The following is a 15,111-nucleotide window of genomic DNA, read 5'->3' as shown; positions in this document are numbered from 1 at the left end:
ACCGGGTAGTGACTCCGTGACGGCTCCGAGACAGGAAGTTTGCTCGAACAGAAACAGTCGGTGCTCGAGATGACTCCGACGCTCAGTCGTCGCTGGCCGAGGTGCTGGCACCGCTATCGGCTCCGGCGTCGGGTGCCCGCAGCACGTCCGGATCGGCGTCCGATCCGAGCGGTTCGAGACGGACGCTCGAGACCTTGTACTCGGGAATGCCGGTGTGCGGGTCGAAGCTCTCCTGAGTGAGCTTGTTGACCGCGCCGGCAGCGAAGTGCATCGGGATGAACAGCGTCCCCTCGCCGATGCGGTCGGTCACGGTCGCCTTGACGACGATGTTGCCACGGCGGGACTCGACCCGGACGTACTCGCCGTCTTCGACGCCGAGGTCGGCGGCCGTCGACGGGTTGATCTCGACGAAGCTCTCGCCGACGTGGCTCATGAGCCCCTCGACGCGCCGGGTGATCTGGCCGGTGTGCCAGTGGTAGAGCACCCGCCCGGAGGTGAGCGTGAGCGGATACTCTTCGCTAGGTAACTCGCCGGGGTGGCCGCCGTCCGCGGGCACGAACCGCGCCTTGCCGTCGTCGAAGTTGAACTCCCCGTCCTCGTAATCGTAGAGGTACGGCGTTCCGGGGTGCGCTTCGTCCCAGCAGGGCCACTGGAGTCCGTGCTCGTCGCCCGATTCGATGCGGTCGTAGCTGACACCGCCGTAGATCGGGGTGAGGTCGCTGATCTCGTCCATGACCTCCCGCGGATGGTCGTAGTCCCAGTCCCACCCGAGCCGGTTGGCCAGATCCTGCGTGATCTCCCAGTCTTGGCGCGCCGTCCCGGGCGGTGTCGCAGTCGGGCGCACCCGCTGGATGCGGCGCTCGGTGTTCGTGAACGTGCCGTGTTTCTCCGGCGATGTCGCTGCGGGCAAGATTACGTCCGCGTGCGTCGCCGTCTCCGTCATGAAGATGTCCTGGACGACGAGGAACTCGAGTTTCTCGAGTGCTTCTTCGGCGTGCTGGATGTCGGGTTCGGACAGCGCGGGGTTTTCTCCGACGACGTACATGCCCCGCAGGTTCCCTTCGTGGGCCTCCGAGAGCATCTCCGGCACCTTGAGCCCCGGTTCCTCGGGCGGACGCGTGTCCCATGCGTTTTCGAACTTCTCGGCGACTTCGGGGTCCGCTGGGTCCTGATACCCTGGAAGGCTTCCGGGGAGCGTCCCCATGTCGCCACCGCCGCCCTGGACGTTGTTCTGGCCCCGGAAGGGTGAGAGTCCGGCACCGGGCTTGCCGAGCTGGCCGAGCGCGAGTGCGAGATCGGCCATCGCGAGGAGGTTCTGCGTGCCGTGGCTGGACTGGGTCATCCCCATCGCCCAGCCGAAGACGACGGTCTCGGCGTCGGCGAGCGTCTCGGCGGCGGACTTGAGCTCTTCGGGCGGGACACCCGCCATTTCTTCGACTTTCTCGGGCGTAAATGCCTGCACCTTCTCCCTGACTTTCTCGAATCCCTTCGTGTTGCGCTCGATGAACGCCTCGTCGTGGAGATCGTTCTCGACGATATATCGAATGAGCCCGTTGAGCCAGGCGACATCGTACCCGGGTTTGGTCCGCGTGTATTGGTCTGCGTGCTCGGCGATGCCGACTTCACGGGGGTCGAAGACGACCAGGTCGGCCCCGTCTCGGACGTTTTGCTTGATCCGGGTTGCCAAGACCGGATGCGACTCCGTCGTGTTCGACCCGGAGATGAGGTAGGCGTCGGCCTCACCGACGTCCTCGTTGATACGGTTGGTCATGGCACCGTACCCGAGGGTCTGTTGCAGCGCCGCCACTGTCGTCGAATGACAGAGCCGCGCACAGTTGTCGATGTTTTTCGTGCCGAGGACCTGTCGGGCGAACTTCTGGACGAGATAGGCCTCCTCGTTGCTCCCCTTCGACGACGCGAGACAGCCGACCGCGTCGACGCCGTGGTCGTCCTGGATCGCGCGCAGTTCGCTCGCGACGCGATCGAGCGCCTCGTCCCAGGACGCCGTCTCGAACTCGCCGTCGTCGTTGCGCACGAGCGGTTCCGTGAGCCGCTCGTCGCTGTTGGCGAACTCGTGGCCGAACTTCCCTTTCACGCAGGTCGAGAAATTGTTGGCGGGTGCCTGGGCGGGATCGTCGACGGGTTGGACACCGATCGCGTCGCCGTCCTTGCCCCACATCTCGAACCGACAGCCGACAGCACAGAACCCACACGTCGTCTCCTCCGTGTCGACCTTACCGAGTCGGTAGCCGCTCACGGCCGACGCGACATCGAACAGTCGTCCCTCGGGGAGCACCGTCGCGGCAACGTTCTCGGCGGTGTGTTCGCCGGCCAGCATGGCTTTCCGACCGTACTCCGTGGCGAGGTCCAGCGCACGGTGCCTGCTTTGTGCCATGAATCGGGCGACGCCGCTTCGATCGTCCGGGCTCACGCTGGGGCTGGCTCCGATCCGACCCTCTCCGCCGGGGTCGGGCGAGCGGTTCGGTGCCGTTGTGTCGTCGAGCGTTTCGGCCGCCTCGTGTTCCATAACCGTTCCAATGGAGTTACGCTGGGTGAATCCCGGAAGCGGAAGCGTCGCAGCGCCGCCGATGTCCTTCTCCGTCAGCGCGCCGGTCGGACAGACGGTCGCACAGTGACCACAGGAGACGCAGTCGGAGTCGGCCATCGTCTCGGCGTCGGACTGGAAGCCGATGCGGGTGTCCTCGCCGTGGCCCTCGATTCGAAGCACGCCTTCGACCTGCACGTCGTTACAGCCCTCGACGCACCGATTACAGAGGATGCACTTGTTCCGGTCGATCTGGATGAACGACGAACTGTCGTCGAGGGGTTCGTACTCGTCACGGTCGTCGAAGACCCCATAGCGCGGATGGTCGACGCCCTCGCTGATAGCGGTGTCCTGCAGTTCGCAGCGGCCGTTGCCGTTGCAGGTCGTACACCGGAGGTTGTGGTTCGAGAGGACTAGATCGAGGTTGACGCTCCGAGTTTCCTCGGCATCCGGCGTGTCCGTCTGCACGGAGAGCCCGTCTTCGGCCGGGAACGAACACGAGGGAACGAGCCCGTGCTCGTCGGTCTCGACCATACAGGTCCGGCACTCACTTCGCGGGCCGATCTCACCGCTGCAATCGCCATCCCGGTCGTAGTAGCAGAGTGCGGGGACATCGGCGTCGTCCTCGACACCATCCGCACCGGGGTCGACGCTGACCGTCTCGTCGCTGACGGCCTGCATCGCGTCGATAACGGTCGAATCCGGCGGGACGGTCACCGGTTCGCCGTTGATCGTCACCGTCGTCGACTCGTCGCCGTCGGTGCCGACGTCGGGGTCGTTCGCGGTGCCGGTCTCGAACGTAGCGGTGACCGGCGTATTCGGTTGCGAGTCTTCGATATCGGGAACGCCTGGAAGTGTGTGGTCAGTGCTCATAGGTTCTCAGTACAGGTGCCGCTGGGACAGCGACCGTCAGCGTGTGCGTGGAACTCGGATTCGAACTCGTCGAGCGCGGTCGTCACGGGACGGGGCGCGTGAGCGCCGATCTGGCAGTTGCTCGACCGTGCCATGACTCGAGCCAGTTCGCGGATCGCGTCGGCCTCGAGCGATCCCTGATAGACGTCTCGCAGGAGTTCGGTGAGCTGTTTCGTCCCTTCGCGGCCGGGCACGCAGCGGCCGCTGTTCTCGGTGGACGCGAATCGAGCGCGCTCGCCGACATCGGCGACCACGCACCGGTCGTCGTTCAGCAATTCGACGACGCCGTCGGTCCCGAGACCGGCCGCAGCGAGCGACTGTGCGGTCGGGGCGACATCGAGGTCCCGCGTGATACCGCCGAGGATCCCGCCGGCGCAGGCCATCTTGAACGACCCTATCAGTTCGACGGCGTCTCGTCCCACCGAAAGACTGCTGTCCGACGGGAGTTCGATGGTCGCCGGGTCAGCGACATCGCCGGCGACAGTGATCAGCCGAGTGCCCGGGTCGGCGGCGTTCGCGTCGAAGGCGTCCGGATCGCGGATCGCCTGCCGTACTTGTGCGAACGTCCGCGGCGTATGGATGACCGTCGGTCGTCCGTAGAGACCGTGCATGGCGGGTGACGGCGGCTGGAGGCGCGGTTCGATCCGGTCGGCACCTTCCATCGCCTCGAGCGCGGCCGTCGGGGCACCGGCCCGGTACTCGTCGGGGCCGGCGACCAGCTGCGGAACGATCGGCAGTTCGTCGGCAACTGCATCGATCGCTTCGCGGAGGTGTCGATGGAGATGGCTATCCGCTTCGTTCAGGTAGACGACGGCGTCGTCGGCACCCACGTACTCGGCGACGGCCGCGATCCCGTCGAGGACGGCGATCGGCGCGCCGCCGAGCAGCACCTCGTCCCCCCGCTGTTCGTCGCGTGTCTCGTTCGCATTGGCAACCACGACCGGGTCCCCGTCCGCGTCCCGAACGGTCTCCCACACGTCGGCGACGGGGTCATCGGCAGCGGCGTCGCCGCGCCCCCGACCGAGGAGTCCGGTATCGGTCACCGCCTCGGCGGCTCGAGCAGACGAGACGATCGGCCACTCGTTCGGCTCGAGCGGATCGGCCCAGCCACACCGGCCGAGCACCGATCGCTGGCCGATCGAGAGCGGTCCCGTGTTCGGGATCGGAAGCGATGTCGTCTCGGGCTCGTGTTCGACGACCGCATCAGCGTCAGCCGCTGGGATGGATCCGTCTTCCAGTGTGGCAACGAGGTCTCGAGCGGTCGACGGCTCCGGTTTGGCGAAGAACGCCGTTTGCCCCTCGTGCGTCGCCATCACGAGCGGTTCGCTCCCCGTTACACCGGTTGATCCCGTACGGACCACCGGTATCGACTCGGCTTCGTCTCGCATCGCCGTCACGACCTGTTCGTCGTCGTTCGCCGCTACGTCGGTCGCGACGCGGACGAGCGGTGAGCGACCAGCGGTACTTGTACCCCGTTTCATTGAGTAGACCGTTGCATCGCAGGGATAAAAACTCTCATAACCGAACTACTGTAATTATTTTTATATTATGTGGAAACGAAACCCACGACTGAAGCGATGGCGGCGACAGACGCTGGCTTTCGGGGTTGGATAGCCGCCACGAGCGCTATTCCGGAGACGATACCGAGGAAGGGCCGAACTTCGGAGGACACAGCGGTTCAGGCCGGCATGCTGGTGTGCGTACTCGCCGATCGTTTCGACACCTCTCTCACGGCGATCGCCGACCCCGCAGTCGAGCGCGCCGAGCAACTGGAGCTTCGGTGAGCGCTTGATAGCCGGGATCGCGTGGCTGAACCGTCTCGGGTAACGCGGCCACACGCTGTTCCGTGGTGCAGACGACAAATATAAGAAGCACAATACTATTTGCTTTCGCAGTTCTGCGTTTGGGTATGTCGGAATCAGAAATCTATTTTACTAACACATCTTTACCATACTGCAGGATAAATTATAATGCCGGACAATACTACTTGTTCGACTACTGGCCCGGGTCTGGATCCCAGCGGTATCGAATCACTAGCAGCGGATACCGCGCTCGAGATTCTGTCGACCGAGCGCCGTCGGTGCGTGCTTCGGTGCCTGCGATCGGTCGATAACCCGATGGCGTTAGCGGACCTGGCAGACGAAGTCGCCGCGTTGGAGAACGGTACTGGGACAGCCGAGGTCTCCAAAGCGGACGCGAAAGACGCCTACGCGTCGCTCTATCACGCAGATATTCCGAAACTGGCAGATGCGGATCTCGTCGAGTACGATCAGGACCAGAAGACAGTCGCGCTCACACAGACCGCTGCGGAGCTACGTCCGCTTCTGGACGTTGCCGACGACTGGCCGCTGTAGTTACGAACCGACTAGCTTCGTCCGGACTGGTGCCAGACGAGTGCCGGAACGGTTCGGCTGCAACTGCTGGCCGAGACGGCCCCGCGTCCTGACGAGCAGTGGCCGTTGCGACGATCAGTTCGGTTCCATGGGGTGCTCGGCCAGCGGCGTCTCGTCGTCGACGGCCTCGTCCAACCCGAGCCGGTCGATCGTTTCGCGAGCCGGTCGGCCGTCGGCTCCCCACCCGCGCTCCGCGTAGTAGGCGTCGAGCATCGCGTCGAAGCGATCCTCGGCTACCGACTGCCCGTCGTTCGGCCCCGACTCGAGGGGAGTTCGGAGCGCGGGCGGGAGTTCGTCGTCCGCTCGAGAGACGCCCTCGCGAACGTTGAACAACCGGGTGAGCGTCCAGATGCGCTCCCCGATCGTCCGTAAGTCTCCGTCGGTGTCTAACCCCACGGCGTCTAGCCACTCGGCACCGAGATCCTCAAAGACATCGCCGACGAAGTCGTCGACGATCAGGCTCCAGAGGATCGATCGCTGGTCCTGTTCAGTCGCGACGGCGCGGGCGGCCCGCTCGGGACTCCAGTCCTCGAAGATCTCCCGCTCGATCGGGATCGCTCGCCGGTGGCAAGCGCCGCGATCGCTCGTAGCATAAGCCAGCGCCATGCTTTCGGCACCACGGGGATCGTACGCCGGCAGTTCCATCGCCTTGACCGTCGGCACGAGGTCGTCGCCACCGAACCGCTCAGCCGCCGCGTCGACTCCCTCCGCCAGTACGTCGCCGAGCGTCGTCTCTCGGGCTGCGATACCGCGGAGAAGTGATCGTGCATCGTCGGGATTGCCGAACGCAACCGAGCGATCGATCAGGTTCGCCTCGCTGGCGCGGACGGCCCACGCGACGGTGTTTCCGGCGCTGATCAGATCGATACCGAGGCGGTCACACGTCGCCCCGAGTTCCGCCACGGCGTCGAAGTCGTCGATGCCCAGGCCCGCGCCGAGCGTCATCGCCGTGGCACCGCGGGGGACGCTCTCGCCCGCGTCGGTCTCGACTCGGTATCCGCCGGGGTCGTCGTCCGGGTACTCCCGCTCGCGCGCCAGTTCGCGGACGGCGGCGATGCCGATGTCGTCTGCGCCCTCGAACTGCCCGTCTTGCCAACCCCGCGTCGGGAGCACGCCGGTCTCGTTGGCGAAATCGACCGTTTCGGCGGTACCGCTCGCTTGCAGCCACTTGCCGGTGTCCGATTCGCGATAGCGTTCCGCATACCGCTCGCGCAGTTCCTCGAGGCCCGACGGGGGGTCGCCTCGGGCGACGACAGCCTTGAGCCGCTTGGCACCCATCACGGCACCCGCGCCGCCCCGACCGGCGTGGTGGTCGCCACCGTCGGACGAAATGGTCGCGTAGGCAACCTGGTTTTCCCCGGCAGGACCGACACAGGCGACTGCAGCATCGGAAAAATGCTCGTCAGTGGCGACGGTATCCGAACCCCAGGTCTCGGCTGGCTCGATAGCCACGTCTCCGTCCGCCACGACGAGTCGGACTGGCTGTGACGCCTGCCCGGTGACGAGGATGCCACTGGCGTCGCGTAACGCACCCGCGAGCACTGCCGGGAACGTCCCGCCAGCGTACGAGTCGAGGAAGCCCCCGGTCAGCGGGGACTTCGTAATCGCCGCGTAGCGACTCTCTCCCGGCAGGAGTCCCGAGACCGGTCCGAGCATGAACAGCAGGACGTTGTTCGGCCCGAGCGGATCGGTATCGGCGTCCAGTTCCTCGTAGAGGTACCGCGCTCCGAGACCCTTGCCGCCGACGTAGCGTCGTCGCCACTCATCCGGAACGGAAACGCGGTCCACCGACTCCGTCGAGAGATCCACGCGGAGGAGTCGATCGGGCGCGCGAAGGTGCATGGAGTGGACGTATCCCCTTGCAGTGTAAAAAAGTATCTCGTCACCGAACGGACAGCACCGCGCGGACCCCACTCGCCGATAGCCGTTTACCGCGTCAGTGCACTTGATGAGACGGTTACCGACCGTTTCGAGGAGGCCACAGACACGTCGCGTCGCAGATTGGGCTCCTGCCGTCACTGTGAACTCGAGGCCAACTGCCCGCCGGACTACGTTTCCCCGATCGAGGTACGATTATACGAGCAGGTTTCGCTGCCGGTGATCACTCCCCTCGCACGACAGAGCGTCTCCCTCATCGAGAAGAAAAGAAAAGGCAGACGCGAGATCACATTGTGTCGCCAAATGCGCTCGTTTTAATCGAGGAGCGGTTCCTCGCGAACGGTGGCGTCGTACCGGTCGCCCTCGTACTTGATCTCGAGTTCGGTCCCGGGCTCTGCGTACTCCGGGGGGAGGTACGTGTAGACGACGCAGGCACCGACCGTGTACCCGTACTCGGCGCTGTGGACGTAGCCGATCCGTTCGTCACCGTCGAAGATCGGACGGTGAGGGAGGATCGTCGCCGCTTCGTCATCGAGGGTCAGGCACGCGACCTTGTGGTCGATGTTGTTCCCCTCGGCCGCTTCGACGACCGCTTCCTTCCCGATGAAGTCGGTCTCCAGGTCGGTGGCCCACCCGAGGTCCGCTTCGTAGGGGTTGTGCTCGGTGTGGAGGTCCTCGCCCCACAGCCGGAAGCCCTTCTCAATGCGCAGCGCGTTCAGCGCACCGTTGCCATACGGGCGAATGTCGTGCTCTTCGCCGGCCTCCATGAGATGCTCCCAGAGTTGCTCGCCGTACTCGGCAGGCGTGTACAGCTCCCAGCCGAGTTCGCCGGCGTAGGACACGCGGAGTGCGGTGACAGGCACGTTCTTGACGAAGAACTGCTGACTTGTGAAGAACGGGAACGCCTCATCGGAGAGGTCCGCGTCCGTCACCTCCGAGAGCACCTTCCGCGCGTTCGGACCGGTACAGACCATCGCCGCCAGGCTCGAGGTAACGTCGTTGACGACCACGTCCTCGGGGGACTGCTCGCGGACCCACGCGACGTGGTTGTTTCCGACCTCGCGACCGGTCGTCAGAATGAGGTAGCGGTCGTCGTCGACGCGCGTGACGGTGATGTCCGCACGGATGCCGCCCTCCTCGTTACACATCAAGGTGTACCGGACGTCGCCGACGTCGAGGCTCATGTCGTTCGTACAGAGGCGCTGAACGAAGTCTCCGGCATCGCTCCCGATGACCTCCATCTTGTTGAACGACGTCATGTCGTGGAGGCCGACCTTGTTACGGACGTGGAGCGCCTCCGCGCCCTCGATGGGCGACCAGTACTTGCCTTCCCAGCCCTCACGGTCGGGGATCTGGTCGCCGTATTCGGCGAGCAGGTCGGCGTTGGACTCGAACCACTGCGGTTCCTCCCACCCGGCTTCGGCCCACAGCTCGGCATCGAGTTCCTTGTGGCTGTGGTACATGGGCGTGCGGCGGATGTCGCGCTGATGATCCGTCCAGACCCACTTCGGGTGCATGATGTTGTAGACGATGCGGTACTCCTCGCCGCCGATGTCCCGTGCGAAGTCCCAGCTGCCTTCGTGGTCGTCGAACCGATTGACGTCGCAGTGCCGGAGGTCGATCGGGCCGTCGGAGAGACGGGGGACGCCGTTTTCCATCCACTCCGCGAGCGCCTTGCCAGCGCCGCCGGCGTGAGTGACCCAAATGGCGGCCGCGGACCAGAGACCGTCGTACTCCTGGACGGGACCCATCACCGGCAGACCGTTGGGGGACTCCGCGAACATGCCGTTGTACTTGTGTTCGAGTTCCTTCCCCTCCGTGGCCGGCAGCAGTTCGTCGCTGGCCTGGCGGGGGGCCTTGTCCGGCCGGTCCGGGTGGGTCGCGTTGTTCATGTGGTACTCGGTGAACTCGTGGACCGAGCCCTGTTCGCCGCCGTCCTCGTTGCCGCCGAGCTCCCGCGGGTCCGGAACGACGGGTTCGTGGTTGTACGACCCGATTCCGTACGAGTCCCCGTGGGTCCGGAAGTACATCGCGTTGTCCTGATCGCGGAGGATCGGCCGATCGGGGCTCGCGAGCAGGCGGTCGGTCTTCTCGCCGGAGACGTCCTTGTAACCCTCGTACAGCGGGTGATCGCTGACATCGATCTGGTTGTCGGCAAGCTCCTCGAGCGACTCGGTCATCGTGTATTGGTGCTCGACCGGCGTCACCGGGAGGTGAACGTCGAGCTTCTCGCCGAGTTGACGCGCCCAGATGTTCGTCGCGATGACGACTTCGTTACACTCGATAGTCCCGTTTTCGGTGGCGACCGAGGTGACCGACCCGTTCTCCGTTTCGATGTCTTCGGTGCGGGTATGTGGCACGAACGTCGCTCCCCGGTCCATGGCTTCTCTGGCGAGGGCAGCGCAGGCGACGACGCCGGACACTTGGCCGTCAGTCGGGGAGTGGTACCCACCCTGGATCACGTCGCTGTCGACGAGCGGCAGCTTTTCTTCTACTTCCTCGGGCGAAAGAATCTCCGGGTTCGGGAGCCCCCAGGATTCCGCCCACTCGACGCGGCGCTGGAGGTAGTCCATGCGCTCGTCGGTCCGCGCAACCTCGATGCCGCCGACTTCCTTGTAGGCCTGCACCCCGTTGTCGTCCTCGAGGTCCGAGTACAGGTTACGGCTGTATTTGGCGAACTTCGAGAGGATCTTCGACTCCGAGGTCTGAAACATGATCCCCGGCGCGTGGCTGGAAGAGCCACCAGTGGTCGGCATCGGTCCCTGATCGACGACGACGACATCGTCCCGGCCGAGTTCAGTAAGCTGGTACGCCAGGTTACACCCGACGATACCGGCACCGACGATAACGGTGTCTGCTTGGTCCGGCAAGCTGTCATCTGCGTTCATAAGTGTACACTTCGTGGTGCCAGTCGAGTACAAATATAAGTATCGCTCACCCGAATCTTCACCAGATAGTAGCAGAAGGATTATACTTAGAGTTTTGCGAGATGGTGTGCATAACACTGATATCACTGTTATTCTACGCCACCATCGCCAAGCGACGGCGCTCGGTTCCGTGCATGGACACGCCACCGGTCAGCAGAGGCATCGAGACGGTCGGAGAGAAGCACAAAACATTATTTTACTGTTATTTCTTGCGAGAGGAACGCTACGTCGGGGGTGACAGCTTCTAGTTGCAGCTACTCGTCGCAATCAAGCCAATCCTGAAATAGCCATACATAGAAGCCCCATGGAGACATAATTCTCCCCTAATTTTCCGAAATTATATCATCTGTCGAAGAAATAACGACAACTTATTTCATGGTATCTCCGCACCTTCCGCTTGCATGGTCGAATCCATTCCGCTGGAGACAGCGACAGAGTTGATCGAAGCGGCAGAAGCGAAAGCGGACGAGATCGACAACCCGATGGTGATCACGATCGCGAACAGCGAGGGGAACCTCATCGCTCAGCACCGCATGGACGGCGGCTGGCTGGCCTCCGTAAGCATCTCGCGTAACAAGGCATACACGTCGTCTGCCCTGGAAATGCCGACACACGAACTGGCAGAGCCCTCCGAGCCGGGCAACTCGCTGTACGGCCTCCAGACGACCGACGACGATCAGATCGTCATCTTCGGTGGCGGCTATCCGCTCGAGCGAGACGGTGAAGTCGTCGGCTCGATTGGTGTCTCCGGCGGCGCCGTGAGCCAAGACCGCGAGGTCGCCGAAGCTGGCGTCGAACGGTGGAACGAACTCATCGACGAAGAAGCGATCACGGCAGACGACTGATCGGCGAGAGCCCGGTGATACACAGTCCGTGAGCGACTGATCCAGACGTCTCTCAGTCGCTCGGTTGTGTCTTCGCTAGCGTGTAGTTCTCACACGGTTACCGAGCACTCTCTCGGAATACGCCAGCCATTCTTCCTGTCGAAGTGTACTGTCCCATTGAAACACTGATAGCAGCGGTATCCGGACCGGATCGCCCGTGTGCAGCCGTGTTACCGATGGGGCGGACGGTCTGTCTCGTGCTCGGCGACGGTCTCGAGCAATTCCACGAGCGCGTCGGTCGCGGCATCGAGAAGGTCCGCACCCAGGTCGGCGCTTGCCTCGCGCGGATCGCCGACGACGCCGTTCTCGGTAAACTCGGCTGAGTCGAACGCGAGATTGGTCCGTCCCTGCCACTCACCCCATCGATCGCTGGCTTCCGCTGCCGCGTCCTCGAGGCGATCCTCGTGTACGCAGTCAGGGTTCGCGTGCTGGAGCAATGCCGTCTCCAGCGGCCCGCCGTGTCCCATGCGGGAAGCGTGGTCTCCGACCTCATCGAACCAGGTGAACGGGACCGCGTACGCATCGTCGTGGCGTGTGATCGTTCCCGCGACTTCTCGGAGCGCAGCGATGTTTCCACCGTGACCGTTCACCAGCACGACGCGATCGAAACCGTGTGACGCCAGGCTCCTGACGATGTCACGGACGTACGACCTGAACGTCGATTCGGAAGTCCAGAGCGTTCCGGAAAACTGTCTGTGTTCCTCAGCGATGCCGACTGGGACTGCCGGCGATACAATGACCGGGTCGTCGAGCCGTTCGGCGGCGGACTCAGCGACCGCTTCGGCGTTGCGCGTGTCGGTACCCAACGCGGCGTGAGGGCCGTGCTGTTCCGTGCTACCGATCGGGACCATCGCTAGATCCGTCGCAACGGTATCGATGTCGGTCCACGTCGTGCGCTCGAGGTGCATGTACTGGCTGCTGTTCGCGGAAGCGTATAAAAACCCACCCTCCCCGACACTTACAAGCCGTGACACCCGGCAGATGGAGTATGAACCGCAACCGCGTTACGCATACGGCGACCGAGCGCCGTCTCGTTCGATTGCCATCCGGCTCCGACGTCTCTGTTACCGTCCACCGATACGAGGGTGGCCCCGGTCCAACGGTGTACGTCCAAGCCGCCCAGCACGGAATCGAACTGAACGGAACTGCCGCGCTACGACGACTCCACGATCACCTGCTGTCTACCGAAATCGCAGGGACAGTGCTCGTAGTGCCCATCGCGAATCCGCGTGCGTTCGACCACCGATCGTACGTCACCCCGCAGGCACTCGACGCGGTCAACTCGAATATGAATCGCGTCTGGCCTGGTAACGAGGAGGGAACGCTGCAGGAACGCGCAGCCAGACGACTGTGGTGTCTGTTCGAAGATGCCGACGCTGTCATCGATCTCCACACCGGGGCCGCAGACATGCTGGAACACGTCCGCTTCCACGACGACTCGAAAGCGCTCGCAGCGGCGTTCGATACCGAACACCTTCTCGTGGACACCCTCGAGGAGGACGCTGCCGATCGTTATTTCAGCGGAAAGCTACGGACAGCCGCCGCACGAGCAGGTATTCCAGCGATCACGCCGGAACTGTCGAACAGCAGGCAGGTAGACCACAGCGCGGTGCAGCGAGGAGTGGCGGGGATCCGGAACGTCCTTCGCGAAATGAACGTTTTAGACGGCGAGCCGGACACTCCGTCCACTCGGACCGTGTTTCGGAGTGCCGGTGACTGCATCAGGGCCGAAGAGTCCGGGTTCTTCGAACCCAACCCCGACATCGAAGTCGGCGACCGGGTGTCACCGGAGACGGCGCTGGGGGCGGTCTATAATCCATCGACCTTCGAGGAACTACAAACGGTGACGGCGCGTGAACGCGGAATCGTCTACTCACTCACGAGAGAATCCGTCGTCGCAGCCGGTGAGAAACTCGCCGATATCGCGGAAGTCGTCTAAGCAGTGCGATGCAAGACGATCGTCAGCGTCAACGAACCACCTGTAAGACCTGCAACGACCGCAACCGTACTCCGGTACGGGAAGCACGTGCCCGATACGGAGTAGAGGAGTATCGTCGCTTGAGTATCTCTCCCCATGTAAACTCCCCCCACATAAAGGGATTCGTTATTCCCCATTGATGCTTATATAGCCGAAGAATGGGATGTGATACCATGGGCGTCAGTACCTCATTCAAAGAACTCTCCCACGTGGTCAATCGATACGAATCGGATGGCGGGAGGGTCCGACGTATCGAAGCGGAGATGCCCACCCAGGAATCCGAGTCCGGGCTAACGGCCACACTCGACGTTCCGCTCTCCCTGTGTTCGGGGGAGAAATCAGGAACGGAGACATCGCCGCAGACAGCAACGATCACAGACGACGGCGGGGTGCAAATAGAGTTCTCCGGGTCGATGCTACCGGAGATAGACGAGTACGTTCCCGAGGGTGTATCAACTACCAAGAAAGACGCTCGCGTGACCGACGACGGCACCGTGGTGGCGACGCTCACGCTCACTTTCGAGGTAGAGGAGGAACACCAGCGTTCCGAAGCAGCAGCCTCCCAAGACCGCAACTCTCAATCCCGTCCACCGGCAGACACTACCGAGAGCGACGAAGCGATCGACGACGACCAAGAACCCGTCGACGCGAGTACTGCGACGGTGGCTCGCGGAGAAGCGGTTGACGGCTCAGACGGTATCGATGAACACGAGGACGCCCAGGCAACGACTGTGGAGTCGGCGAGCGGCCAGGACGAGGTAGCGGAGAAACTCGACGCCGCACGATCGGCGGACCTCCCACCGTATGAGGACGACGACTACCTCCAATGTCTGTACGATTCCTTCGACACGTTCGCAGAGATGGCCGAACACATCGAGATGGATGTCGCCTCGGAGACCGTTCGTCGGTACATGACCGAGGCCGGTATCCACCAACCGATGTCGTACGCGACAGCCGACGAAACCGAGGCGGCCGACGAGACCGGGACGGACGACTGCACGGCAGACGGTAGCGTAGCGGCGGCGGACTCCGATGACACAGTCGACGAGACAGACGAGTCGGCAGCCGAGACGGAGTGTCCCGAGGACTCACAGTCGACATCCGAATCGACAGCGGAACAGGATCTCGCACCGGACGAAGATGACCCGATCGAGAACGTCTCCAATACACAGCTCGCCGCCGACGGGCTCGGTCTCCCGGACGGCCTCACGATCGAAGAGGTGGTGAGTGCCATAGAGTCGTCGATGACGCTGTACGACGTCCAACGACAACTGGACCTCAACCGGGACCGCACACAGAAGTTGCTCAAACAGCTAGATCTGATCGATCTCGCCATGCATCGACTCTCGCACGACCCGGATCGGGAAATCACCCGCGAAGAGATCGCCAGCCGGATTCACAGCAGTGCCATCAGCGGCTGATATCGCGATTCTTTGGACACGCCCATCGCCGCAGTGTGTCCAGCAGCGAGACGGGGTTTTCGCTGAGGAGGACCACGCTCGACGAGCCACATCTGTTCTGAAATGCTTCCCCGGATGACTGCCGCTCGTCTTGTGCAGCTCCGTACTACAGGAATCGGACAGACACTGCACAT

10 protein-coding genes are annotated in these 15,111 nt (G+C 63.4%); 5 read left to right on the top strand and 5 right to left on the bottom strand.

Annotation, left to right across the window (positions count from 1 at the left end):
* Positions 1-82: 82 nt before the first annotated feature.
* Together fdhF and C489_RS19885 are read right to left on the bottom strand one after the other, a co-directional pair.
* The gene (gene fdhF, locus C489_RS19890; RefSeq protein WP_006433185.1) at positions 83-3,418 is read right to left on the bottom strand and encodes a formate dehydrogenase subunit alpha; all 3,336 of its coding nucleotides are present in this window, start codon (positions 3,416-3,418) and stop codon (positions 83-85) included.
* Positions 3,415-4,938, bottom strand: coding sequence for an NADH-ubiquinone oxidoreductase-F iron-sulfur binding region domain-containing protein (locus C489_RS19885; protein WP_006433184.1), 1,524 nt, complete (start codon positions 4,936-4,938; stop codon positions 3,415-3,417). Before C489_RS19885 ends, fdhF begins: the two co-directional genes overlap by 4 nt.
* A 69-nt stretch (positions 4,939-5,007) precedes the next feature.
* Here C489_RS19885 and C489_RS19880 point away from each other — a divergent pair, with 69 nt between their 5' ends.
* Positions 5,008-5,241, top strand: a complete 234-nt coding sequence (locus C489_RS19880) for a hypothetical protein (RefSeq protein ID WP_152423215.1) — start codon at positions 5,008-5,010, stop codon at positions 5,239-5,241.
* Between the two features lie 186 nt (positions 5,242-5,427).
* Entirely contained in the window at positions 5,428-5,811 is a 384-nt protein-coding gene (locus tag C489_RS23270; RefSeq protein WP_449289387.1) for a DUF7344 domain-containing protein, read from the top strand.
* A 114-nt stretch (positions 5,812-5,925) separates the two neighbouring features.
* On the opposite strand, the gene C489_RS19870 is transcribed toward C489_RS23270, so the two are convergent.
* Both C489_RS19870 and C489_RS19865 read right to left on the bottom strand, forming a co-directional pair.
* Positions 5,926-7,692 (bottom strand): aldehyde ferredoxin oxidoreductase family protein, encoded by a 1,767-nt coding sequence (locus tag C489_RS19870; RefSeq protein WP_006433181.1) that lies wholly within the window; start codon positions 7,690-7,692, stop codon positions 5,926-5,928.
* A gap of 350 nt (positions 7,693-8,042) precedes the next feature.
* On the bottom strand, positions 8,043-10,616 hold the full coding sequence (locus C489_RS19865) for a GcvT family protein (RefSeq protein WP_006433180.1): 2,574 nt from the start codon (positions 10,614-10,616) through the stop codon (positions 8,043-8,045).
* Positions 10,617-11,056: 440 nt separating this feature from the next.
* On the opposite strand from C489_RS19865, the gene C489_RS19860 reads away from it, so the two are divergent.
* Positions 11,057-11,500: a GlcG/HbpS family heme-binding protein gene (locus C489_RS19860; protein WP_006433179.1), complete on the top strand. Its 444-nt coding sequence runs from the start codon at positions 11,057-11,059 to the stop codon at positions 11,498-11,500.
* 209 nt (positions 11,501-11,709) lie between these two features.
* On the opposite strand, the gene C489_RS19855 is transcribed toward C489_RS19860, so the two are convergent.
* Positions 11,710-12,447 carry a creatininase family protein gene (locus C489_RS19855; RefSeq protein ID WP_006433178.1) on the bottom strand — a complete coding sequence of 246 codons (738 nt, stop codon included), beginning with the start codon at positions 12,445-12,447 and terminating at the stop codon, positions 11,710-11,712.
* A gap of 80 nt (positions 12,448-12,527) precedes the next feature.
* Between C489_RS19855 and C489_RS19850 the strand changes: the two genes are divergently transcribed.
* Positions 12,528-13,478 (top strand): succinylglutamate desuccinylase/aspartoacylase family protein, encoded by a 951-nt coding sequence (locus C489_RS19850; protein WP_006433177.1) that lies wholly within the window; start codon positions 12,528-12,530, stop codon positions 13,476-13,478.
* A gap of 212 nt (positions 13,479-13,690) precedes the next feature.
* Entirely contained in the window at positions 13,691-14,938 is a 1,248-nt protein-coding gene (locus tag C489_RS19845; RefSeq protein ID WP_006433176.1) for a prolipoprotein diacylglyceryl transferase, read from the top strand.
* The last annotated feature ends 173 nt before the right edge of the window (positions 14,939-15,111 follow it).

Origin of the sequence: Natrinema versiforme JCM 10478 (assembly GCF_000337195.1) — an archaeon.
GTDB lineage: Archaea > Halobacteriota > Halobacteria > Halobacteriales > Natrialbaceae > Natrinema > Natrinema versiforme.
Note: the sequence above shows the minus strand (reverse complement) of the source record. Positions and strands in the feature narration are given on the sequence as shown.

Excerpts from the sequence above, each read along its gene's own strand:
- C489_RS19855 (WP_006433178.1), bottom strand. The coding sequence starts at position 12,447 with ATGCACCTCGAGCGCACGACGTGGACCGACATCGATACCGTTGCGACG.
- C489_RS19885 (WP_006433184.1), bottom strand. The coding sequence starts at position 4,938 with ATGAAACGGGGTACAAGTACCGCTGGTCGCTCACCGCTCGTCCGCGTC.
- C489_RS19865 (WP_006433180.1), bottom strand. The coding sequence starts at position 10,616 with ATGAACGCAGATGACAGCTTGCCGGACCAAGCAGACACCGTTATCGTC.
- C489_RS19850 (WP_006433177.1), top strand. The coding sequence starts at position 12,528 with ATGAACCGCAACCGCGTTACGCATACGGCGACCGAGCGCCGTCTCGTT.
- C489_RS19860 (WP_006433179.1), top strand. The coding sequence starts at position 11,057 with ATGGTCGAATCCATTCCGCTGGAGACAGCGACAGAGTTGATCGAAGCG.
- C489_RS19845 (WP_006433176.1), top strand. The coding sequence starts at position 13,691 with ATGGGCGTCAGTACCTCATTCAAAGAACTCTCCCACGTGGTCAATCGA.
- C489_RS19870 (WP_006433181.1), bottom strand. The coding sequence starts at position 7,692 with ATGCACCTTCGCGCGCCCGATCGACTCCTCCGCGTGGATCTCTCGACG.
- C489_RS23270 (WP_449289387.1), top strand. The coding sequence starts at position 5,428 with ATGCCGGACAATACTACTTGTTCGACTACTGGCCCGGGTCTGGATCCC.
- fdhF (WP_006433185.1), bottom strand. The coding sequence starts at position 3,418 with ATGAGCACTGACCACACACTTCCAGGCGTTCCCGATATCGAAGACTCG.